At 67.1% G+C, this 22,115-nt stretch carries 18 protein-coding genes; 8 read left to right on the top strand and 10 right to left on the bottom strand.

The window, feature by feature from the left end; translation table 11 throughout:
• Window positions 1-113: 113 nt before the first annotated feature.
• The gene (locus P3102_RS22290; RefSeq protein WP_276361441.1) at window positions 114-260 is read left to right on the top strand and encodes a hypothetical protein; all 147 of its coding nucleotides are present in this window, start codon (window positions 114-116) and stop codon (window positions 258-260) included.
• A gap of 218 nt (window positions 261-478) precedes the next feature.
• Window positions 479-1,513: a LacI family DNA-binding transcriptional regulator gene (locus P3102_RS22285; protein WP_276361439.1), complete on the top strand. Its 1,035-nt coding sequence runs from the start codon at window positions 479-481 to the stop codon at window positions 1,511-1,513.
• Between the two features lie 39 nt (window positions 1,514-1,552).
• Here the strand turns inward: P3102_RS22285 and P3102_RS22280 are convergent, their stop codons facing one another.
• Window positions 1,553-2,017 (bottom strand): hypothetical protein, encoded by a 465-nt coding sequence (locus P3102_RS22280; protein ID WP_276361438.1) that lies wholly within the window; start codon window positions 2,015-2,017, stop codon window positions 1,553-1,555.
• A gap of 200 nt (window positions 2,018-2,217) precedes the next feature.
• Between P3102_RS22280 and P3102_RS22275 the strand changes: the two genes are divergently transcribed.
• From P3102_RS22275 to P3102_RS22260, 4 genes are read left to right on the top strand one after another with little or no spacing between them, the layout of a single operon-like run.
• Entirely contained in the window at window positions 2,218-3,762 is a 1,545-nt protein-coding gene (locus P3102_RS22275; RefSeq protein WP_276361436.1) for an ABC transporter substrate-binding protein, read from the top strand.
• Between the two features lie 15 nt (window positions 3,763-3,777).
• Window positions 3,778-4,758, top strand: coding sequence for an ABC transporter permease (locus P3102_RS22270; RefSeq protein ID WP_276361435.1), 981 nt, complete (start codon window positions 3,778-3,780; stop codon window positions 4,756-4,758).
• Window positions 4,755-5,597, top strand: coding sequence for an ABC transporter permease (locus tag P3102_RS22265; RefSeq protein WP_276361433.1), 843 nt, complete (start codon window positions 4,755-4,757; stop codon window positions 5,595-5,597). Before P3102_RS22270 ends, P3102_RS22265 begins: the two co-directional genes overlap by 4 nt.
• A gap of 1 nt (window position 5,598) precedes the next feature.
• Complete coding sequence (locus P3102_RS22260) at window positions 5,599-7,356, top strand: ABC transporter ATP-binding protein (RefSeq protein ID WP_276361432.1); 1,758 nt, start codon at window positions 5,599-5,601, stop codon at window positions 7,354-7,356.
• 251 nt (window positions 7,357-7,607) lie between these two features.
• On the opposite strand, the gene pip is transcribed toward P3102_RS22260, so the two are convergent.
• The 7 genes from pip to P3102_RS22225 form a co-directional block, all read right to left on the bottom strand.
• Window positions 7,608-8,558: a prolyl aminopeptidase gene (gene pip, locus P3102_RS22255; RefSeq protein ID WP_276361430.1), complete on the bottom strand. Its 951-nt coding sequence runs from the start codon at window positions 8,556-8,558 to the stop codon at window positions 7,608-7,610.
• Between the two features lie 243 nt (window positions 8,559-8,801).
• Complete coding sequence (locus P3102_RS22250) at window positions 8,802-9,701, bottom strand: helix-turn-helix domain-containing protein (RefSeq protein WP_276361429.1); 900 nt, start codon at window positions 9,699-9,701, stop codon at window positions 8,802-8,804.
• Window positions 9,702-9,910: 209 nt separating this feature from the next.
• Window positions 9,911-10,393, bottom strand: a complete 483-nt coding sequence (locus P3102_RS22245) for a hypothetical protein (RefSeq protein WP_276361427.1) — start codon at window positions 10,391-10,393, stop codon at window positions 9,911-9,913.
• Between the two features lie 25 nt (window positions 10,394-10,418).
• A complete protein-coding gene (locus P3102_RS22240; RefSeq protein ID WP_276361425.1) occupies window positions 10,419-13,526 on the bottom strand; it encodes an RHS repeat-associated core domain-containing protein in 3,108 nt (1,035 codons plus the stop codon).
• 1,292 nt (window positions 13,527-14,818) lie between these two features.
• The gene (locus P3102_RS22235; protein ID WP_276371296.1) at window positions 14,819-15,040 is read right to left on the bottom strand and encodes a DUF6480 family protein; all 222 of its coding nucleotides are present in this window, start codon (window positions 15,038-15,040) and stop codon (window positions 14,819-14,821) included.
• Between the two features lie 267 nt (window positions 15,041-15,307).
• The gene (locus P3102_RS22230) at window positions 15,308-16,363 is read right to left on the bottom strand and encodes an NAD-dependent epimerase/dehydratase family protein (protein WP_276361424.1); all 1,056 of its coding nucleotides are present in this window, start codon (window positions 16,361-16,363) and stop codon (window positions 15,308-15,310) included.
• Window positions 16,364-16,399: 36 nt separating this feature from the next.
• A complete protein-coding gene (locus P3102_RS22225; protein WP_276361422.1) occupies window positions 16,400-17,077 on the bottom strand; it encodes a DUF1990 family protein in 678 nt (225 codons plus the stop codon).
• A gap of 893 nt (window positions 17,078-17,970) precedes the next feature.
• Between P3102_RS22225 and P3102_RS22220 the strand changes: the two genes are divergently transcribed.
• Window positions 17,971-18,855, top strand: a complete 885-nt coding sequence (locus P3102_RS22220; RefSeq protein WP_276361421.1) for a MerR family transcriptional regulator — start codon at window positions 17,971-17,973, stop codon at window positions 18,853-18,855.
• A gap of 234 nt (window positions 18,856-19,089) precedes the next feature.
• On the top strand, window positions 19,090-19,983 hold the full coding sequence (locus P3102_RS22215) for a MerR family transcriptional regulator (protein WP_276361419.1): 894 nt from the start codon (window positions 19,090-19,092) through the stop codon (window positions 19,981-19,983).
• Between the two features lie 41 nt (window positions 19,984-20,024).
• Here the strand turns inward: P3102_RS22215 and P3102_RS22210 are convergent, their stop codons facing one another.
• Both P3102_RS22210 and P3102_RS22205 read right to left on the bottom strand, forming a co-directional pair.
• The gene (locus P3102_RS22210) at window positions 20,025-20,999 is read right to left on the bottom strand and encodes a phytoene/squalene synthase family protein (RefSeq protein ID WP_276361418.1); all 975 of its coding nucleotides are present in this window, start codon (window positions 20,997-20,999) and stop codon (window positions 20,025-20,027) included.
• A 15-nt stretch (window positions 21,000-21,014) separates the two neighbouring features.
• Window positions 21,015-22,115 (bottom strand): polyprenyl synthetase family protein, encoded by a 1,101-nt coding sequence (locus P3102_RS22205; RefSeq protein WP_276361416.1) that lies wholly within the window; start codon window positions 22,113-22,115, stop codon window positions 21,015-21,017.

The raw sequence follows: 22,115 nt of genomic DNA, 5'->3' as shown, positions 1-22,115 counted from the left end.
TCCTGCGGTGGAGCTGCGGCAGGTCAGCCGGCTGTACGGATCCGGTGCGAACGGCGTCGCGGCCTTGGACAGTGTGAACCTGCCTGACCCGGCCGCAGGTGGTACGGGCCGCGGTGATCGAATCAGTGGCCGCGGTGATCATCGGCCTGACGCTGGGTCGCCTGGTGGCCGCAGCCGCGCTCGCCGGGATCGGCGGTGCCACGAACAAGGCGGTGGCACGGTGGTGGTGTCCGTCCCGTGGACCCCGCGGGCCGTCGTGACATTCGGAAAGTGCCGTGAAGTCCGGGATCCGGCCGGCCGACGAGTCGCCAGGTTTCAACGCCCGTCAAATCGCCTCAGGTCACATCGGCATGACAGGACGCTTACTCCCGTTTCCCTCACGATTCGCGGGCAGGCCGGTGACGGACGCTGTCCGCCCCCGTGTCCTAGGCTGGCGACGACAACCGGATTCCCGGCGTGACATCAGGGGAGCAGCAGCGTGGGAAGAAAAGGGACGCGCAGGCCGACCCTGCTGGATGTCAGCCGCCTCGCGGGGACTTCGACGGCGGTCGTCAGTTACGTGGTCAACGGCGGGCCTCGTCCGGTCGCGGAGAAGACTCGCATCAAGGTCGAAGAGGCCATGCGGATGCTCGGCTACCGGCGCAACCCGCTCGCCGGGGCGTTGAGCGGTGGCCGGTCCAACCTCGTCGGTCTGTTGGTGCCCGACACCGCGAACGCGTTCTTCGGCGAGCTTTCGCGTTGCGTCGAGGCGGAAGGGCGTCGCCGTGGCCTGCTCACGTTGCTGGGCAACACCGGCTACCACCCCTCCCGCGCGGACGAGTACGGCGTGGCGTTTTCGGAGCTGCGACCCCGCGGGATCTTCGTGACGACCGGCGAGGAACCGCAGCAGGAGGACGAAACGCCCCGGGTGTACGTGCAATGGGCTGCCACTGGGGCCGCTTCGCCGAGCGTGGTCTTCAACGACTTCGATGGGGCGAAGCTCGTCGTCGAGCACCTGCTCTGGCACGGCCATCGGGACATCGTCTGCGTCGCCGGTGAGATCGCCGTGGGCCCGGCGCACGGCCGGGAGGGCGGTTGGCGCCAGGCCATGGACGACGCGGGCCTGCCCACCGAGGGCAGACTCGTCCGGACTTCGTTCGACCGGCTCGAAGTGGGCCGGACGGTGCGACAGGTACTCCAGAGCGAGAACCGGCCCGACGCCATCTACGCCACGACCGACGAGCAGGCGCTCGTGGCGATCCGCACGGCGACGAGCCTGGGCCTGCGGGTACCCGAAGACCTGGCGGTCGTGGGCTTCGACGGAATCCGCGAGGCCCGGCTCGGCAGTTTTCCGCTCACCACGATCAGCCTCCCGCTCGAAGAACTCGCGGTCCGCGCCTTCGACGCGCTGGACGAACCGGATTCAGGGGCGCTGGTGGTCCTGGACGGCGCGCTCAGCATCGGTGTGACGTGCGGATGCGAGCCCGGTGCGGCCGCCGGTACTTCGCGGGTGGACGCGGCTTCGGGCGTGTGACCACGCCGGTCCCGCCGCGGTCACGGCGGGACCGGCTGCTCACCGCGCGGGCTCGTGCTCGTCCGATGCGTAGTTCGGGCTCAGCGACAGGGCGCTGAACCGGAACGGGCGGTCGACGCGGATGAAGCCGAGCGGGCAGTGGCGGATGCCCGCCGGGAGGTAGACCGAGCCGCTCGTGGTGATCGTGTGCCGGACACCTTCGATGTCGAGGTAGATCTCCGCACCGAGGTCGTCGACGTCGTTCGGGTCGTTGCCGTGCCAGATCAGGACTTCGTCGTAGTCGTGCTCGTGCTCCTTGACCCAGTGCACTGGAGTGTCGCACTCGTTGATCCACGTGTAGGTCAGGTGGATCTTGCTCTCCGGGACCTGCTCCGAGCGCATCAGCGCGAGCGCCGGGCCCACGTTGTCCGGTTCGACGACACCGGCGGCGGCACCTTCGTTCACGAGGTCGTCGATGCAGCTCTGCATCTTCCTCACGAACAGGTGCTCGTACGGACTTGTCATGGGTCTCCTCCAGGTGGTTCCCGTGGCGGTCGAGAGGGAGGTTAACAATCATCTAAGCGCTTAGATAGAGCTGTCGATGCTCTTCCCCTCGGGAGAGAAACGACGTACTCTGTGCCGGAACTTGGCCGAGACCCGGCTGGTGAGGAGCGATCTAATCGCTTAGAAATTCTGATCCGTTCGTCCGGAACTGGAGTTGCCCAGTGTTGCGCATTCCCCTTCACCCCGAGCCCGTTGCCGGGCCAAGACGTCGCTCGCCCGCCCTGCTGGGCGCCGTGCTCATCGCCGCGGCCCTCACGAGCTGCGCTCCGCCGCCGCAGGCCGCGAGCGGAACGGGTGGGAGGCTGCGCATCGCCGCCGCGACGGACCCGGGCGAGACCCTCGACCCGTATGCGAGCAACCAGAGTCCCACCCAGGAGCTACGAAGCGCTCTCCTCTACGAGGGCCTCACCCACCTCGACCCCGCGGGCAAGGTGGAATGGCGGCTGGCCACGGACATGACTCCGAACTCCGATCACACCGAGTGGACGATCAAGCTCCGGCCCGGGGTCAAGTTCACCGACGGGAGCGAATTCTCCTCCGCCGACGTCGTGGCCAGCATCAAGTACCTGCGCGACCCGGCGCACGCCGCACAGGGGCTGGCGTTCCTCGAACGGGTCGACCCGGACGCCGTCACGGCGGTCGACAAGACGACTGTCCGGGTAGGACTGAACAAACCTTTCGCGCCGTTCAAGGACATCTGGGCGAACGTCCTGCTCCCGATGACCAAGGCGGGCTCGGCGCCGGCGAAACCGATCGGGACCGGGCCGTTCGCCGTCAAGTCCTTCACCGCCGGCCGGCAGTCCACAGTGGAGCGATTTGGCGCGTACTGGGGCGAGAAGCCCAAGCTCGACGTCGTGGACATCATCGAGTTCCAGAGCCAGCAGGCACAGGCCAATGCCCTGCTGTCCGACCAGGTCGACGTGGCATCGGGCGCGACCCCGGCCATCGCGAAGTCTCTCGCGGGCAAGAACGACATCCAGGTGCTCGAAAGCAAGGGCGATTTCACCCTGCGGATCGGCTTCAACACCACGGTCGCGCCCTTCGACGACGTCCGGGTACGCGAGGCGCTGCGCTTGCTGATCGACCGTGAGCAGGTCGTGTCCAACGCGCTGGGCGGGTACGGCCGCGTGGCCAACGACCACGAAGGAGGCACCCCCCGGTGCGGTGACCCGGGTATCGCGCAACGCAAGCAGGACATCGAACAGGCCAAGAAACTGCTCGCCGAAGCGGGCCAGTCGAATCTGTCCTTCTCCATCACGACCGACGGCCTGCTGCCCGGTATGCAGGAACTGGCCCAGGTGTTCGCCGAAAACGCCGCCAAGGCCGGCGTGCAGGTCACCGTCGACGTCCCGACGGTGCCGGAGTTCCTGTCCAAGTGGACCAAATGGCCGGTGTTCATCGACTTCAACCCGATTCCCTACCTGCCGACCGTGATCGGGTCACTGCTGCCGGGTCGCGTGGCGAACGCCACGCACTGGGACAACGCCGAGTTCATCCGGCTCGCCGACGAACTCTTCGTGGCGCCTGAGCGGGAGCGGTGTTCGATCATGAACCGGATGCACAGGATCGAACACGAACAGGGCGCGATGATCACCCCCGCGTTCGTCAACGTGCTCCTGCCGCATCGCGGCACCGTCCGGGGGCTGGTGCCGGACGTCAACGGCCGCTCGCTCACCTTCCTGACGAACGTGACCGTCGCAGGCTGACCGGGAAGGGATGGCATGTCTCATCCGACAACACGGTCGTCGGCCGGTTCGAAATCCGCGACGGTCGCATGGCTGGTGCGCCGGGTCCTTCTCGGGGTACTGATTCTCGTGCTGGTCTCGATGTTGCTCTTCCTCGTGACGCAGGCGTTGCCGGGAGACGTGGCGCGGATCGTCCTCGGCAAGGACGCGACGGCCGAGCAGGTGGCGGATCTCCGCCTCCGGCTCGGTCTCGACCAGCCGCTCGCCGCCCAGTACTGGCATTGGCTCACCGGCGTGCTCACCGGAGAAATGGGCACATCCCTGGAGAACGGTGAGCCCGTGGCGGACATCATCGGCCCGAGGGCGCTCAACTCGTTCACCCTCGGCCTCTTCTCGATGGTGCTGATCCTCCCGCTCGCGGTGGTCATCGGTGTCTTCAGCGCGCACAAGCGGGACAGCCCGCTGGACAGGGCATTCGTCGCGGTGTCCTCGCTCTTCACCGCACTGCCCGCGTTCGTCGTGGGAATGCTGCTGATCGCGTTCTTCGCGACCTCGGTCTTCGGCGTGCTCCCCGGGGTCTCCGACATCCCGCCAGGAGACATGCCGTGGTGGTATCCGGCACGACTGGTGCTTCCGGTCACCACGCTCACGCTCATGGGTGTGCTGTACCTCGGCCGCCTGGTCCGGGCTTCGTTCATCGACGCGATGAACAGCGAGTACGTCCAGATGGCGGTCCTCAAAGGACTCAGCGGCCGCCGGATCCTGTTCCGGCACGCACTGCCCAACGCGATCGCGGCGAGCCTCCCCGCCGCGAGCCTCGTCACCGCGGTGACCGTCACGGGTGTCGTGGTGGTCGAGTACGTCTATTCGTATCCAGGGCTCGGCACGGCGGTGGTCAGCGCCGTGAATTCCCATGACCTGCCCGTGCTGCAGGTGGGCACCCTCATCCTCGCGACCGCGTACTACGTCTTCAACCTGCTCGCGGACGTCCTCGCGATGATGGGGAGGCAGCGATGAGAACCCGGGAGGTCACAGTGCTCGACCGCGCTCTGCGCACCGGGCAGGCCCGGCTCGGCCTCGCGCTGCTCGCGGTGGTCGCACTCGTGGTCGCGTTCGGACACTTCTTCGCCCGCTACGCCCCGGACGCCATCGTCGGGCAGCCCTTGGAGACTCCGACCGCGAGGTTCCTGCTGGGCACCGACATTCTCGGACGCGACGTCTTGAGCCGTCTGCTGAACGGGGGAGCCACCCTTTCCTGGATGGCGGTTCTCGCCGCGGGCCTCGGCGTGTTCCTCGGTTGCGCCGTCGGCCTCACCGCCGCCTACCGCGGTGGAGGTGTGGACGCGGTGCTCATGCGATCCATGGATGTCTTGCTGAGCTTCCCGGAGATCGTCTTCGTCCTGTTGTTCGTGTCCATGCTCGGTCGTAGCACCCTGTTGACCGCCGTACTCGTCGGCGTGGCGTTCGTGCCCGGTGTCTCCCGGGTGATGCGCGGCGCGGCGCTCCCGGTGGTCGGCAGTGAGTACGTGCTCTGGGCGAAAGCGAACGGGTTGCCACCGAGGCGGATCCTGCTCCGGGAGGTGCTTCCCGGCGTGACCTCGCCGCTCATGGTGGAGACCGGAATGAGGCTGGTCTGGGCGGTGTCGGCGATCGCGTCGCTGAGCTACCTCGGCTTCGGTGTCGCGCCGCCCGCGGCGGACTGGGGCCGGATGGTCGGGGAGAACCAGGACGGCCTGCCGGTCGCTCCCTTGCCGGTCCTGGCGCCGATCGCGCTGATCCTCATGATGGCGCTGGGCGGCAACCTCGTCGCCGAATCCGTCGCCAGAGCGGTCGGCCGTACGGAGGGAAGGGTCTGAAATGCGGAAAGAAGTGGTCATCTCCGGCGTCACGGTCGCACTGGACGCCACCGGCGACGAAATCGTCAGAGACATCGGCTTCGAACTCGGCCGCGGTGAGGTCATGGGCGTGGTCGGCGAGTCGGGCTCCGGCAAGAGCACGCTCGCGCTGGCCCTGCTCGGGTTCGCCAGGAATGGCGCGACGATCACCGGCGGACGGGTGATCATCGACGGTGTCGACCTGCTCACCCTGCCGGAAAAGGTGCTGCGCCGCACACGGGGGGTCAAGGTCGCCTACGTCCCGCAAGATCCGGCGACGGCGCTGAATCCGAGTCTGAGCCTCGCGACCCAGCTGACCGAAGGACTGCGGTTGCCCAAGCGTGCGGCGCTGTCGCGCGTCCGGGGATTGCTCGACACCGTGCGCTTGCCCAGTGACGACGCGTTCCTCGACCGCCGTCCTCGCCGGCTCTCCGGTGGGCAGCAGCAGCGGGCGGCCATCGCCATGGCGGCCGCGGCCGGGCCGCGGCTGATCGTGTTGGACGAGCCGACCACCGGCCTCGACGTCTCCACGCAGGCACGCGTACTCGAGCTGGTCCGCGATCTGTGCCGTGACCACGACATGGCGGCGATCTACGTGTCCCACGACCTCGCCGTGGTGGCCGATGTCGCCGACCAGGTGACCGTCATGTACGGCGGCGAGGTCGTCGAAAGCGGCAGCACCCGCGACGTGCTCACTCGCGCCACCCACCCGTACACCCGCGCCCTGCTGGCCGCCGTGCCGTCCGCGACCCACCGCCAGCACCTCGTCCCGATCCCCGGACGCGCCCCCAGCCCCGGCGAAAGCCGGCACGGCTGCGTCTTCGCGCCTCGATGCGGCCACGCCGCGGCGGAATGCACGACGACCCGCCCTCCCCTCGAACCCGCGCCCTCGGGCACGCTGGCGCGTTGCCTGCGGATGCACGAGGTGGTGCGGGCACCCCGGAACCCGCCGCGCACGACCGAGCCGCCCGCGGTTTCCGACCAGATCGTGTTCTCGGCAGCCGGGTTGACCGCGGGCTACGGCGGCACGCAGGTCCTCTTCGACGCGTCCTTCAGCCTGGCGCGGGGCGAATGCCTGGCCGTCGTCGGCGAATCGGGCAGCGGCAAGACCACGATGTCGCGTTGCCTGGTCGGCCTGCACGAGGAGCAACGAGGCACGCTGACGTTCGAAGGCCGCCCGATCCCCGCCGCGGCGGGGAAACGAACGAAGGAAACCCGCCGCGAGCTCCAGTACGTCTTCCAGAACCCCTATGGTTCGCTCAGCCCCCGTCGCAGCGTGGAAAACAGCCTGGCCGTGCCGCTCCAGCACTATTTCGGCACGACCAAGCGCGAGGCGAGACAGCGGGTGCGTGAAGCACTCGAACGAGTCGAGATACCGGCGCGGTTCGCCGGGCACCATCCGGCCGAACTGTCCGGAGGGCAACGCCAGCGTGTCGCGATCGCCCGTGCCTTGGTGTGCGAGCCGAAACTCCTCATCTGCGACGAGGTGACGTCCGCGCTCGACGTGTCGGTACAGGCGTCCGTCGTGGAACTGCTGCGTTCGCTGCTGAGCGAAGGCTTGTCCATGATCTTCGTGACCCACGACCTGGCAGTGGTCCGAAGCATCACGGACAATGTCGTGGTACTCAGTCAGGGGCGGGTCGTGGAGTCGGGCACGACCGAATCCGTACTCACGAAACCGGCGCACCCCTACACCCGGAGCCTGCTGGCAGCCACGCTCGAAGTGCCCATGATGACGTGATCCGTCCCGGCTCTGCCGTACGGACTCCGGATGCGGAAGCTCGGGTTTCGCTGTGAAGGCAGACGACAACACGTGTGGTGGGCGGACCACGCCTCCGTCGTCGAGGTGCCGGTGGCGCGTACGGCCGGTGCAATCGATCCAGTGTTCGGTGCGGGTGAAGGCTTCGGCCGTGTGGACCGTCCTCGCCGTCGACGTGCGGGAATTCGGTGAGCGCCCCGCACCGGGTGGCCGGCCGTGCACCATACCCGTCCCTATCCGGGCCGGCCACGGAACCGGTCCGTTGCCTCCAGCAACGCGGCCAGGACGCCGGGCTCGTCGTACACGTGCCCGGCGTCCGGCACGATCACCAGGTCAGCCTCCGGCCATGCCTTGTGCAGATCCCACGCGGAGACCACGGGGGTGGCAACGTCGTACCGCCCCTGCACGATCACGCCCGGAATGTGGGTCAAGACACCGGCGTCCCGGATCAGCTGGCCCTCTTCGAGCCATCCGTTGTGCACGAAATAGTGGTTCTCGATGCGCGCGAACGCCAGCGCGTACTCGGGTACGGCGAAATCCGCCACCAGTTCCGGCCGGGGGAGCAGGGTCCCCGTCGCGCCCTCCCAGGTACTCCACGCGACGGCGGCGGGCCCGTGCACCGCGGGGTCGGGGTCGGCGAGCAGCTTCGCGTACAGTTCGACGGGATCGCCGTCGAGCCCGGCGATCGGCGCCGTGAACTTCTCCCACAGGTCCGGGAAGACGTTCGCCGCGCCACCCCGGTAATACCAGTCCACTTCGGACGAACGCAGTGTGAAAACCCCGCGCAGCACCAACTCCGTTACCCGTTCCGGGTGCTTTTCGGCGTACGCCAACGCCAGCGTCGACCCCCAGGACCCGCCGAACACCTGCCACCGCGGGATGTCCAGCGACTCCCGCAGGCGTTCCATGTCGTCGACGAGATGCCAGGTCGTGTTCGACGAAAGATCGCCCGACGCCGACGCGTGCGGCAGTGACCGCCCGCACCCGCGCTGGTCGAACAGGACGATCCGATAGGCGGCCGGGTCGAACAGCCGGCGGTGCGACGGTGAGCAGCCGCCGCCGGGGCCGCCGTGCAGGAACACCACAGGTTTGCCGTCGGGGTTCCCGCATTCCTCCCAGTACACAAGGTTGCCGTCACCGGTGTCCAAGTGGCCCGACACGGTGGGTTCGATTTCCGGATACATGAACCCATCTTCGGACACATGGCGCGTTCATGGAGTGGACATCGACCACGGGCCGTTCGCTCGGCAGCTCACCCACGACACTGCGCGCCCGGAGTCCGGGTTTCGACCGGCCCGCCGTCAGGCGCGACTACTGGCGATCAGCGTACGTGAACAGAACAGAGCACACGACGGGATCTCGGGCGCTACTCGGCTGGTGGGCAACCCCCCGCGCGACGGTCGGCGATCTGTGACCTCCGCGGTCACTCAGGAGAGCGGCAGCCCCGATTCCAGCGGCGTACCGGTCCGCTGCCGGGGGCGCAGCGCTATCTCGCTGCCCAGGAAAAGGTCGGTGCAGGAGTCGCCCGATCGAAGGAGACCGGTCGGCGTCGTATCGACGAGAAGGCGGAAGTCCCGGTTCAGATGTGCCTGATCGGTGTAGCCGCAAAGTTGGGCGACGGTGGACAAGGGAGGCGGGTTCCTGCCGGTGATGAGCCTGATCGCCGAGTGGCAGCGTGCGACGCGCGCGACCGTCTTGGGCGACAGTCCGATCTCCCGGTGGAAGCCGGTGGCCAGGTGCTGCCTGCTCACTCCCGCCCGGTTCGCCAGTTCGGTGATTCTGACGTTGCCCTGCGACAGAGTCAGACTTCGCCAGCTGCCCTCGAGCGCCTTGGACAGCATGGGGCCGTCCAGGAGTCTCTTCGCCAACCAGCGATCCAGGATACGAAACCGGCCCTCGACGGTCTCCGTCTCCCACAACCGTTCCGTGAGCCGACGGGCGTCTTCGCCCAAGAGGTCCGCCATGCCCACCCTGGCGGTTCCGAGTTCACTCAGCGGGATACCGAACAGCGCCCGCGCACCGAGAGGGGTCAGCTCGACGATGACTCCCTCTTCGTGTCCGAGTCTTTCGTACGAGATCGGACCACCGGTCATCCCCGTGACCGGCGAGATCGCCGTGAAGGGGGAATCCAGCCGTGCACGCCGGATTCCCGGTGCCAGGTCGATGATGACGAGGATCGAGTTCAGCGCGGCCACCGTGCGGACCATCGAGACACCGGTCGTGCGCCGATAGGCCAGATAGAAATTGACCCAGCGACCCAATCGCCGGTTCGGGCGCCGGGTGTGCCATGACTGGCCGGCTGAGGTCGTCGCAGCGTTGTCCCGCACCTCGGTTCCCCCTGTCCTCCCGCGATGCCGCGGGCGACGACCGCACGTTCCGTCTCCGTGCACAGTATCGCCGTTGCCGAGTCCGCTCATCGGTCATTTCCGGGCAGTGCGAAGGCAGCACCGGCCTCCAGGCCCATCGCGCCGATACGAGCTGTCGAACTCCCGAACGCGATCAACGTTCGGGAGTTCGTGGCAGCCCGGGGCAACGGTCAACAGACCAACACGTGCCAGACGGGGGTCCAGTCCATGTCGTCATAGAAATCGTAGGCGTAGGAGGCTCGTACGACGGAGCCGTCGGCCCTTTTGAACGCGGTGTAGGTGTTGTCGGTCTGACTGTTCTCAAAGCCGCCGCGGCCGACCCAGTTGGGGAGCGGATATGTCCCACAGCGATAGTAGTTGATCTTGTCGAAGCCGTTGTCGTACTTCCAGGTGCACAGCCAACCGTGTCGGCATGCCTGGCGTTCCGTGTCCCCGACCGTCAGTTCGCCGCCGGGGATGGCGAGCCTTCCCGGTGCCACTTGGCGGCTGTCGGGGATTGCCGCCAGATACCGGTCGACCCGCTCCTGGATTTGCCTGGCTTTCACGGCTCCGACGTCCGCCGATGCCGGAGCCGCCGGGAAGAGTACCGCGGTCGTCGTCAATGCCGCGAGAACTGTTGCAAATCGAGTACGCCACGATGTGGTCCTGAACACGGTTCCTCCAGTCGTTGCACGGCCCTTATTTCAGGAAGCATTCGGTGAGGTCTTTGAACTCGTCTTTGAGTGAATCGTCCGTGTCTTCCAGTGCACGGTCGATGTAGCAGAAAGGCCCGTCCTTGAGCTTCTTGACGCCGCCCCAGACCTTCTTGGCGATATTCTTGATCGACAGCGCTCCGGTGGCGTCGCTGTTGTTGATCGGATCGCAGGTCGCGTAGTTGTAGGCGTTTCGCTCCTGACGGGTGGGGTCCGGCTGAGTGAAGCGCCCCCAGTCGGGCTTGTAGTTCCGGTAGCCGAGCAGAAGTTCGCCGCGCTGTGTCTGGTATTGCCCGAGGTAGCGCAGCTTGTTCGCGGACGCGGCGACGCCGCTGGTGCTCGAGGCACCGTAGGGGGTGTAGGTGTAGTTCGCGGTGACGGCCCCCGTGGTGTCGACCAGACCGAGGACCGTGCCCTGGTAGTCGGTGATGGCGTTGTAACGAGCGCCGGTGCCGGTCCGGACCGTGATCACGCTGCCTCCGGGATCACGGCTGTACGTGGTGGTCGAGCCGTTTTCCTTGACCCACATCGGGCCAAGGGCGGTCTGCCCGAAGACGTGTGTGCTGGTGGTCGCGCCGGTCTTCTCGGTGATGGACCGCGGCTGGGTCTGGTCGATGCCGTCGTAGGCGGCCCGATAGGTCTCGGTGGCACCGGAACTCGCCCGCACGAGCTGGTTGGTCGGGCTGTAGGTGTAGGTTTCGGCCGGATTGGTGCGGCCGGTGAGGTTACCCGCGCCGTCGAAGCCGTTGACGGAGTTCCCGGCTTGGGTGGGCTGATTGGCCGCGTTGACGGTGAACGGGGTTCCCGCCAGGTTCGTCAGGTTGCTCGCCAGGTCGTAGCCGTATGTTTCCGGGCCGGCTTGGGTCATCCGCCGAAGCGGATCGTAGCCGTAGGGCGTGGTGACTCCCGCGATCGTCTTCGACTGAAGCTGGTCGCTGTCCGCGCCACCGGAGGTGATGTAGCTGTACGTCGCCTTGAACGTTTCGGTGTTCGCGGTGTTCTTCACCGTGATGCCGGTCTGGCGGCCGGAGTTGTCATAGGTGATCGTCTGGGTCCCCGCTCCCGGCCACTGGATCGCGGTGCGGCGGTCGGCGTCGTCGTAGGTGAACGTGGTGTCCTGGACACCGGGATCGGTCATCTTGACGAGGCGGTTCGCGGCGTCGTAGTAGAACAGCAGTGGCTGACCGGTTTCGCTGGTCCACACGTTGTCGAGGTTGCCCGCTTCGTCGTAGTCGTAGGTGACGTGCTCGTTACCGGTTCCTTCGGTCCGTTCGGCGGTCTTGACTTGGTTACCAACGGGGTATCGGTCCCAGGAGTAGTAGATGTTCCAGGTCGGCGCGATCTTCCAGATCACGTTGCCCTGGTGGTCGTACCAGATCTCGAGCAAGGTCTTGTCGCCGTCGGAGTCGTCGGTGACCCGTACGACGCGGTCGAACTTGTCGTAGTCGTAGCCGATCTTGCGCCCGCGACCGTCGGTGACCTGCACGATCCGCGAAAGCGCGTCGTAGTGATAGCCGGTGGCTCCCAACGGCGCGGGTTCCGTCACCGACGTCAGGTTTCCGGCCGCGTCGTAGCCGTAACTCGTGATGTTGCCGTTGCCGTCCTTCGCCGTGGCGAGTGTGCCTTTCGGATAGTTGTAGGTGCGCACGTCCAGCTCGGCGGTCAGCCCACCGGCCGAGCGGACCTTCGTCAGGTTGCCGGGTCCGTCGTACTCGTGGACGAGTTCCCGCCCTGCCGGGTCTTTCAGTGACGTGGGGGAGTGTGCGTGCGCGACGTCGGTGTAGCCGATGGTGTTCTTCGCGCCGGTCGGCAGTTCGGTGCCGACGAGGTTGTTGAGCGGGTCGTAGAGGCGCTTGCCGCTGTTGCCCATGCTGTCGGTCGTGGACTGGACGTCGCTGTTGGCGCTCCAGGACCGCGACTGCTCATGCCCGAGCGCGTCGACGGCCTTCACCTGGCGGCCCTCAGTGTCGAAGTGATAAGTGGTCGCGTTGCCCTTCGGGTCCCGTGCCACGGTTCGGCCGCTCTGGTAGTCGAAAGTCGTGTCCAAGGACTTGGCGCTGTGGGGAACCGAAACCTTGGTGACCCGGTCGGCGCCGTCGTAGGCGAAGCGGTAGAAGTTACCGGACGGGTCGGTGATCGACACCAGGTTGGAGGCCGCGTCCCATTCGAGTGTGACCGTGTGCCCGTTACGGTCGGCAAAGGACACCAATTGGCCTTGTCCGTCGTACTCGTAGGTTCCCACGTCGGCACCGGTCGGGTCGATGATCCGTTTCACCAGGCCTTGGGTGTCGCTCGCTACCGTGGTGACCCGTCCCTGCGAGTCCGTGATCGACGCGAGCGTTCCGTTGGGGTGATAGGTGTAGCCGTTGGCGTTGCCGTTGCGGTCGGCTTGTGAGGTCAGCCAGCCCTGGGCGGTGAACCGCCATTTCTCTTCCGAGGAGTCGAAGGTCAGCGTGAAGGTGCCGTCGCTTTCCTTGCGCAGCTGAGCGTTCATCCCGTTCGGTGTGGTGTACCCGCCGCCGGACTTCGGCACATAGGTGGCACAGTAGTTGCTGGGGCCGTGCAGGATCACGTTGTTGCCGGAAAGTTCCAGGCCGACGTCGGCGCCGACCGACATTGTCGTGCCGAGCCCGAACGAGCCACGATTCGGCACCAGGTTGTTGTAGACATGGCTGACCGCCAGGTTGAGGCCGGTGCCGTTGAGGGTGAAGTCGTCCTGGGTGACCACCAGGTTCCCGCTGGAGAGGTTGACCAGGATCTCCATCCGGTCGCTGACCTTGAACCGCTCGAATGGATAGAACGGGCGAATTCCCGTCCGGTCGCCGCAGGAGGCCAGCCCGGATGCCTGTTTGTCGGCTCGGAGCCGGGACGCGCGAGACGTCCAATCGCTCGCGGGTGGTGAGCCGCCGTCAGGTGTCCGGTCGACCGCGGAGCCGGGATGCCATGCCTGATTCACGGCTGGACGCGGTGGTTTCGCGGTGAACTGTGTGAGGGCGCTCGCCGGGGCGGTGATTCCGCTCGCCGCCAGGACGACCGCGCCCGCGATCGCGAAGATTCCGCGCAGCCGCCATCGATGAAAGCGTCTTGAATCCATGGAATGAAGTGGCCTCTCTGTGATGCTCGCCCCGGACGACGCCCCCTGGCGTCCAAACACCTTGCGGACGCTACGCAGCCGAAACGCTCGTGTTCCAGGCGATCGAGGCAACATCACCCGGTCAGCCCACGGGAGCGACGGGCCGGGTGTCCCTGATTCTCACATCTGGCGTCGATCTGACATTTTTCCAATACGGGGCCTTGGCCGACCACTATCCTGCGCCGTGTCACGAGAATTCGTGGACTTGGACGACACTTCCCTCGCTGATCGAATTCGATGCGGATTCGCCGGCGTGTGGACAGTACGGCCGCGGTTTCCGTCGTCGTGGTCCGGGCACGCCGGGATGAGGCGACGGCATCGGGGCACGACCACGTGGTCCGATCGGCAGGCCGAATGATCTGACATTTCGTCGCGACGCCCGGCTGATCACCACCCATCGTGACGGCAAAGCTGCTTTGCATGGGTGGATGCCACCCGGCGTCGATCTGATCGCCGCTCCGACCGCCGGGCCTGTGCATCGCAGCGGCGTGGTCACGGGGTGACGCGACCGGTCGGTGCGGAGTTACCGCACAGGGTCACGCTGAGCGAGGACGACGGCGGTGCGGAGCAGCTCGGCGGTGAGTCCGGCGCGGGCGTCCCAGTGTCGAGTCCGGAGGTATTCCGAGTCGTTTCGGGACTATAGGGGATTCGAGTGGCGATTCGTGTTCTAGTGCGGGGTGAGGCGAATGTGTCGTGTTGGAGGCCTTCACGACCACCAAGCCGGCTGCGCGGAGCGACCGCGCGCCCCGCGACACGACAGGTTCGACTTACTTTTCCACAGAACGCTCATTGTCCCTCACAAACCCTGGCGAATGACTCAAATCGGGCATCAAAGGGAGGGGATGATTCCTTTGTGGACAGTTCAGGCCGAGATCGGTCTGTGTCCGGCTCGCGTCCCGGAAAACCTTCCATGTAATCAACGAGACAACCGTGCGACAGGACACGTTCGCCCTGTCCTTACCTCACGCCAGTCACAGCCGCGCCACCGCGGAGCACGCGGAGAAGGCTCGCTCAGACACGCCGCCCAGGTCGTGTCGGCAACGACAGGAAGCAAGGTCGCATGATCAACTCGCGCTACGTGGCATCGACCTTGGATCAGGAACGGCATTTGGCGAGCACCAGGCCTGCCGCACACGGAGTAGGCCGACACCGGCGGCGCGGCCGCTTGCTTGCGCGGCTTACGGTCGTCGCCGTCACTGATTCACTCCACGGCAACGGTGGCGGACGGCCCTCTTCGGGTCACCTCGTGAAGGTCAAAAGAGCTCCAGCGCCCGGACGATGAAGAAGCCTGCGATGCCGACCACCACGAACCCGATCATGATCAGTGTGATGATCAGCCCGGCCCGCGAAGGCATCGGCTGGGGGTGTGACAGACCGGACGTCTGCCCCGCGTCGGGCGGGGTGTCGCCGGGCGTGACGGAGCCACCCGCCTCGAGGCCAGGTGCGTCCTCAGGTTCAGGACCAGGCGCTGTCATCGCGATCACGGCCTTCCGTCGAGTAGTGCGTGCCGTACAACATTCCAAGACGGCCGGTGAGCCGCCGCATCCGGTCGAGCCCGCCGCCGGCACGGTGAGTTCCTTGCCGCGACCCCGGCCACGGCCCCGGTTTTCGACCGGGACGACTTGGTCGTGGGAAGTACCCACCTTGCTGTGGTGAAATGTGTGCTGGATAGGTGGTACCCCGTCGGCCCGTGGTGAAACGGACGCGCATCGACGCCTGTGATGGCCGGTTTGCTCACCGGCTCAGCTGCGCCCGAATCGCCGGTACGGTTCGGTGAGGAATCGGTCCCGGCGCAGCGCCGGGCTGGGCAGTGCTTCGGTTCCTGCCAAGCCGCGGAGTTGGTCCCGTGCCGCGTCCGAGCTTGTCCTCTGTGGAACCCAGCCGAGCGTCTCGCGCGCCCGTGTCGTCTCGACCAAGGGTGATTCGGTGCCCACGTCGTACCATCCCGGAGACAAACGCAGCAGCCGCATCCGCCACAGCACCGCGACCAGGCCGCGCAGCAGTCGAGAAGGAACCGGCAGGGCGCGGCTTTCCGCCACGGCGGCGAGATCCTCGATGGTGACCGTGTCGGCGGCGATGTTGAACGCTCCTGGCGCGCGTCGCCGGAGAATCCGGACGATCGCGTCGCCGAGATCGTCCGCGTGAACCAATTGGACTCGAAAGTGCGCGGGAAGGGGAAGGACGGGAAAGCGACCGGAACTCAGGAGACCGAGCAGCCACTCCGGCACGATGGGGTCGAAGAAGAGCGCGCGGAAACTCGCTGCCGCGCCACTCTGGGTGACCAAGGTGGGCCGCACACTGGACACGGTGATCTCCGGGTGCTCGGCGGTGAAGCGTTCCACCATGCGCTCGGCTTCGGCTTTCCCGGTGCCGTAGCGCGAAGTGGGGATGCCGGTGGTGGCCCACGTTTCGTCGACCGGTTCGGTGGCGCCGGGTGCGTAGGCGCCGATCGAGGACCCGTGGACGAGGTGTGTGACGCCCGCGGAGTGCGCCGCGTCCAGGACGGCGCGGGTTCCTTTGTAGTTGGTTCGGTGCAGTTGTTCGCCATCACGCACTGGCTGGAACGCCCAGGCCAGATGGACCACGGCGTCCGCCTTGTCGAATGCCGTGCGCAGTTGATCGTGAGCCGTATCCGCGCCGAGGTCGATCGGATGCCAGGTGACGCGGTCATACGGTGGTGCCGAGATCGGGGGGCGGCGGCAGATGCCGACGATGTCGTGGTCCTCGGTGTCGGCGGACAAGGCCCGCAGTAACCCGGTGCCGACATTGCCGGAGGCGCCGGTGATGGCGATGCGCATCGTTTCTCCTCAAGAAGTTGTCCGGACGTACGGGTTTCATCCCGAAGCGGCGTCGATGATCGTGAGATTCCACCCCCGCGCGACGGGTCTGCGGCGGGGGACGGTCACCGCGTCGGCCGGGTAGCGCAGCAGGTCTTCCAGACGTTCGCCGATGCGGCGGTAGAACCGAAGCTGGGTGCGCCGTCCGAACACCGCCCAGCCCATCCGCAGCACGGGATGAAGGGCCGGGCTGACTTGCGAATAGCTGGTCGCGGTGAACTCGACCTCACCGGTCGAGTGGTGCTTGACCACGGCGTAGTCCACCCGGCCGCGCTCGAGGTGCCCGTCCAGGGTGTCGTAGCTCCATCCCCATGCCGTCCGCTCTTCGCCGCGCTCGTCGAGCAGAGCGGTGATGCGAACGCCCATCAGGAACCGCAGGCCGAGAAAACGGCCCTCCAGCAGCATATTTCGCTCGGCGAGGTCGGTGCCGGACCGGTAGTGGGCGTTGATCAATTCGGGAGGGGTGAATTCATAGTCACGGACCAACGCCCGCGCCCGCGACCACAGCCCGGACTCGGTCGGCGGGCCCGGTTCCTCGAACCCCAGGACATGGCGATGCCGGTCGAAGTTCCAGTCGGGCCGAGCGACTTCACCGCGGTCGTAATTGATCCGCCGTGCGCCGAGATCGGCCAGCACCGCGAACGGGTCGGCGTCACGGCCGCGGGTGATGCGCATCGAACCTCCTTCGCCGGTGGCCGGCTGCTTGCGGCTGCCGCGTAGTTCGGATGGAGAGAACACCGGCGGGGCCGGATACCGCAGTCCAGATGGCCCTCTCCTGCGGCATCCGGCCCCGGGCGCGGCGGCCGGCTGTCCGGCCGCCGTATTCCTCGCCGTGCCTACGGACTACGAACGCAGGCGGCGAGGCGCTGGTGGCATATCGGGCTCACTCGATCGGCTCCCTCTCCGGGCCGTTCCGTCGAGCCGTCCGGTGATCGGGTAGCGGTTCCCCCGGGAAGCCCGCACCGGTCAGTGCGCACTGACCCGCGTACGAACGACTCCAGGCCGATCCGAAACAGCGTCGTCCCGCAGTGACAGGATCCAGCCGTCTCCGACCAGGCGATGCGGCCCTCAGCGTCCTGCTCCAGCGTGGTGGCGTCGAACCGGGTCCACTGAGGAGACACCGCGTATGACGGTGCCTCGACTCTCGCGGTGGCGCTGATGGCGTTCACGGGGGCCTCTTCTTCATCGGCGGGGCATGTCTGAGGTCTACCCGCCGGAAAGGCGGCAAAACCCGCAGAGGCCGAAAAATCGTCGCGGAAACGATTCACTCGAATGGGTCGTAAGCCGACACCGTCGAGGCAGGCAGCGCTCCGGTCGATGCTGTGGGCTTGTCACCCGGCCGCGGGTCGACGATGTCACCTGGTGGTTTCCCCAAAATCGATGCGGAAGCGTATGGAGAGATGCTGGTCGTCCGGGTCGAACGAAGTACACCTTCAGGTCGTTCGGCCAGGCATCCCGAAGCGTTGCGCGAGCGATTCGCTTCGGCCATCATGGGGCCGTATGCCGCGAAGCGGAGGACGCGGCTGGGCGGGGGAGCGGCCACGGCCAGGCCAGTCGATGGTGGGAAAGTGACGACGGATCCGATACTGAGGGTGGCCGACCGGCGATCCTGGTGGACGACGGGACAGCTCGCGGTTCTTCTCGGTGTGCCGCCGGTCGTCCTGCGAACCTGGGACAACCGCCACGGGCTCGGACCCGCCCGCCGTTCGGGCGGTGGTCAACGGTTGTACGGTCCTCGCGATCTGCAACGGTTGCGCCGGATGACCGCGCTGGTCAATCAGGGCATGCGCGCCGGAGAGGCCGCCAGATTGGTTCTCGCCGATGAGGTGACCGTGGCGGAGGCGCGGCGTCGGGCGGACGAGATCGACGACGCGGCGGCGAAAGTGGATCTCGCGTCGCTCGCGAACCTGCTCGATCGGCTTTTGGCCGCTCACGGCCCGATCTCCGCCTGGGACGACGTACTCGCGCCGGTATTGCGCCGCCAGGGTGAGCGCCGGCGGGACGGGGACGTCGCGTACGAGGCGGAGTGGGCACTCGTCGGCGCGATCGCGGCCGCGCTCGAGCGGAACACCCCGCGTCCGGTCGACTCACTCGAAGGTGCTCCGGTGGTGCTGGCCTGCTGTCGTGCCGAGCGGCATTCCCTCCCGCTGCAGGTGCTCAACGCCGTGCTGCGCGAAGCCCGGGTGCCCGTGGTGTTCCTCGGTGAGATGGTCCCGGCGGAAGTGGTGATCCGGACCGCTGTGCGCCGGGAACCGGTGCTCGTGCTGCTGTGGTCGATGACGCCGTACACCGCGGACACGCCGCTGCTGTCCGAACTCCGCCGCTTGAAGGTTCCCGCCCGCGCCACCGGCCCCGGGTGGTATCCGCTCAGCGGCAATGTGGGACCGGTGATCGACACGCTCGCGGCGGCCCTGCGGACGGTGTTCGTGCACACACGTCGGGTGAACTCGTAAACTGAACCGCTGGGTACCACGCGAAGCCGCGCCGCGCCCACTATGACGCGATCTTCGGGGGTACTTGTCGCCCTGGATGACGTCATACGCGGTCGAGGTGGGTGTCTGACTACTATCGGACGCCGTATTCGTAGGAGCGGGCATGACCGGATTGCAGCTGTCCACAGTGGGCTCGAGCTCGCGCGTGGCCGAGCGCGCCGTGGATCGCCCCGAGCCGGGGGAACGTGGTGCCGCATGAGTGTCGACCGGCTGACGGGGGACGGTGACTCCGGAACCGCCGGATCGTGGGCTCCCGGCAAGGTCGCCGAGGTGCTGGGTGTCTCGCCGGTCACGCTTCGGACCTGGGCTTCTCGATACGGTGTCGGGCCCACCGCGCGAGCGGGCGGACGGCATCGCCGGTATTCCGACGCGGACGTTCGCCGGTTGCAGTACATGCAGCGGCTGATCGACCGGGGCGTTCGCGCCAGGGAGGCCGCGGCGGCCGCGTTCTCCGGACGAGAGGAAGCGCTCCCCGAGGTCTCGATCGACCGGCGGGTCGGTGAACTCGAGCGCGCCGCGGAAGACCTCGAGTTCGTCTCCATCGCGGCGTTGCTGGACGAGACCCTCGACGCGCTCGGTGCGGCAGCGATGTGGACCGACGTGCTCTTGCCGATCCTGCGCAACCTCGGCGGCCGGTGGCTCCGGGGTGACGTGTGCTTCGAATCGGAATGGGCGCTCACCACCGAAGTGTCGTTGGCGCTTCAGCGTTACGTCGCACGATTCGTTACGGCACCTTCCGAACGGGGAGTGCTCATCGGCTGCTGTCCGGACGAGAGGCACAGCCTGCCGGTCGAGGTGCTGCGTGCCTCGTTGGTCGAGGTCGGCATACCCGCGGTCTATCTCGGTCAGATGGTGCCGGCGGAGACCATGGTCGGGATGGCGTCGAAACTCGACCCGAAGCTGATCGTACTGTGGGCGATGTCCGCCAACACCGTCGACGACCTGTTGTGCCAGCGTCTGCAGCGCCGCGGCTTGGAGGTCGTCGCCGCCGGTCCGGGCTGGGAGGGGCTGCACGTCGACGACGCGCGCTGGGTCAACGATCTCGCCGACGCGCTGCGTATCGCCGCCGAACGGATGCAGGCCGACTGAAGGTCAGGCCAGGGCGCCCCACCGCGTTCCCGGTGTGCGGATCACAGTCGAGCTCGTGCCTCGGGTTGCCGGGCCGTCGGCGTCGCGTGTCGACGCCGGGCACGGCGTGCTCGGGAGAGCGCGGGAATGGCGACGGCTATCTTGCGGTGGCGGGGCACCCGCACGCGACGGAGGAAAACGTCGTGGTCCGCGTCTTCGATGCGATCCAGGATCCCGGAGTACAGGTTCAGCGCCGTGCTGACGCAGGGGCGAGAAACGGGATGAAGCATCGCGATCCCTGGCTTCGCCTGCCGGTAGACCTGTCGTGTGGTCGCGATCTGGTCGGCGAGTGCTCGTTTCACCCGTGGTTCCAGCGTCCGGTGCTCGGTGCACCAGGTCAGCAGCTCCCTGTCCACGTCGAAGGCGGCCAGTTCGTCCGCGGGCAGGTACATGCGACCGCGGTGGACGTCGTCGGCGACGTCGCGCAGGAAATTGGTCAGCTGGAACGCTCTTCCCAGCGCGGCCGCTCGCGGCGCGGCCTCCTCCGGCGGCGCCACGGTGCTCAGCACCGGCATGACCTGCAGGCCGATCACCTCGGCGGAACCGTGGACGTAGACGTTCAGCGCGGATCGGTCGGCATAGCCCTCGATCGTCAGATCCATCTTCATCGACGCCATGAAGGCTTCGAAGTGCCGGACGGGAATGTCGTAACGGGTGGCGGTGTCGATCACGGCCGACAACAGGGGATCGTCGCTCTTTCCTGTTCGCAGACCGTCGAGGACGGTGTGTTCGATGGCATCGAGCGCCGCGGCGGTGCGTTCGAGAGTCGTGTCCGGCCCGGGTTCGTCGACGACGTCGTCCATCCAGCGAGCGAAACCGTAGAGGGCGTGCACGGCGGGACGCTGAGCCGGGGCCAGCAGCCGTGTCGCGAGAAAGTACGTCCTGCCGTGTTCTGCGTTGAGCCGTCGGCATCGCGCGTAGGCGGCGCGCAGCCGGAGGTCGGTGATGCCGGCGGCGTCGAGTTCCGCTCTGGTCATCGGCTGCCTTCCAGGTCAGTGGGATCGGGCGGTGCAGCGAAGGGCGAGCAAGGACAGTGCCCTCCGTGGCCGCGGAGGGATGACCATGTGGTCGAGGATTTCGTGTGCGGACGTGACCCTGGCGGTGATCAGGCCTTCGAGATGTTCGCGCGCGCCGGTCGCTTCGATCACCGTCTGCCAGCGATGGACGGCGTCGTCGCCGATGGGATCGAGCCGGTCGAGCTCGGCGAGTTCCTTGCGCTGCCGCGGGGAGCCGAGTTCCCTGGCGAGGACGACGACACTGGTGGCCTTGTGTTCGCGAAGGTCGTCGCCGACGGGTTTGCCGGTGATCGCCGGATCGCCGTAGACGCCGAGCAGATCGTCGCGGAACTGGAACGCTTCGCCGATGTGCGTGCCGAAGGTGCCAAGCCGGGCGAGTACGCCGGGAGCGCAGCCGGCGAGCGCTGCCCCGAACTCCAGCGGCCGCCGGACGGTGTAGTTGCCGGATTTGCGCCTGAGCACGTCGAGTACCGAGGCCCAGTTCGGTGCCTGTCGGGCATCGTTGACCAGATCGCCGAGCTGCCCGACAGCCAGTTCGGCGCGCATGACGTCGTAGACCGGCCAACCGCGAGCCAGCTCGTCGGTGCCCAGGCCGGATTCCCGCAACAGCTGCTCCGACCAGACCAGGAACAGGTCGCCGGAAAGCACCGCCGCCGATTCTCCGAAGCGGACGGGTGATCCGGCCCAGCCTTGCTGATGGTGCCAGCGGGTGAACTGGGTGTGCAACGCCGGTGTTCCGCGGCGCAGCGGGGAGTTGTCCATGACGTCGTCCTGGGCCAGCGCGAAGCAGTGCAACAGTTCCAGGCTCGCGCCCGCGAGCGACGCGGCCTCGGAATCCGTGCGGCGGCCACAGCACCAGCCGACCTGGGCGAAGGCGGATCGCAGGAACTTCCCACCGGCCACATAGGACGGGAGGGCGGTGACGGCGAGTCCGCCTTCGGTGCGGCCGGTGAACAGTTCGGCGCAGCGGTCGCGGACGAAGCGCAATGCCGCCGTCCGGCTGCGATCGCGCAGGTCTTCCAGCCACTTTTCCACGTCGACCTCGGTGACGGCCGTGTCGCCGGCGATCAGTGCCAT

This window comes from Amycolatopsis sp. QT-25, assembly GCF_029369745.1.
In the GTDB taxonomy this organism is placed as follows: domain Bacteria; phylum Actinomycetota; class Actinomycetes; order Mycobacteriales; family Pseudonocardiaceae; genus Amycolatopsis.
The sequence above is the reverse complement of the archived record's forward strand: the minus strand, read 5'-3'. Positions and strand labels throughout refer to the sequence as shown.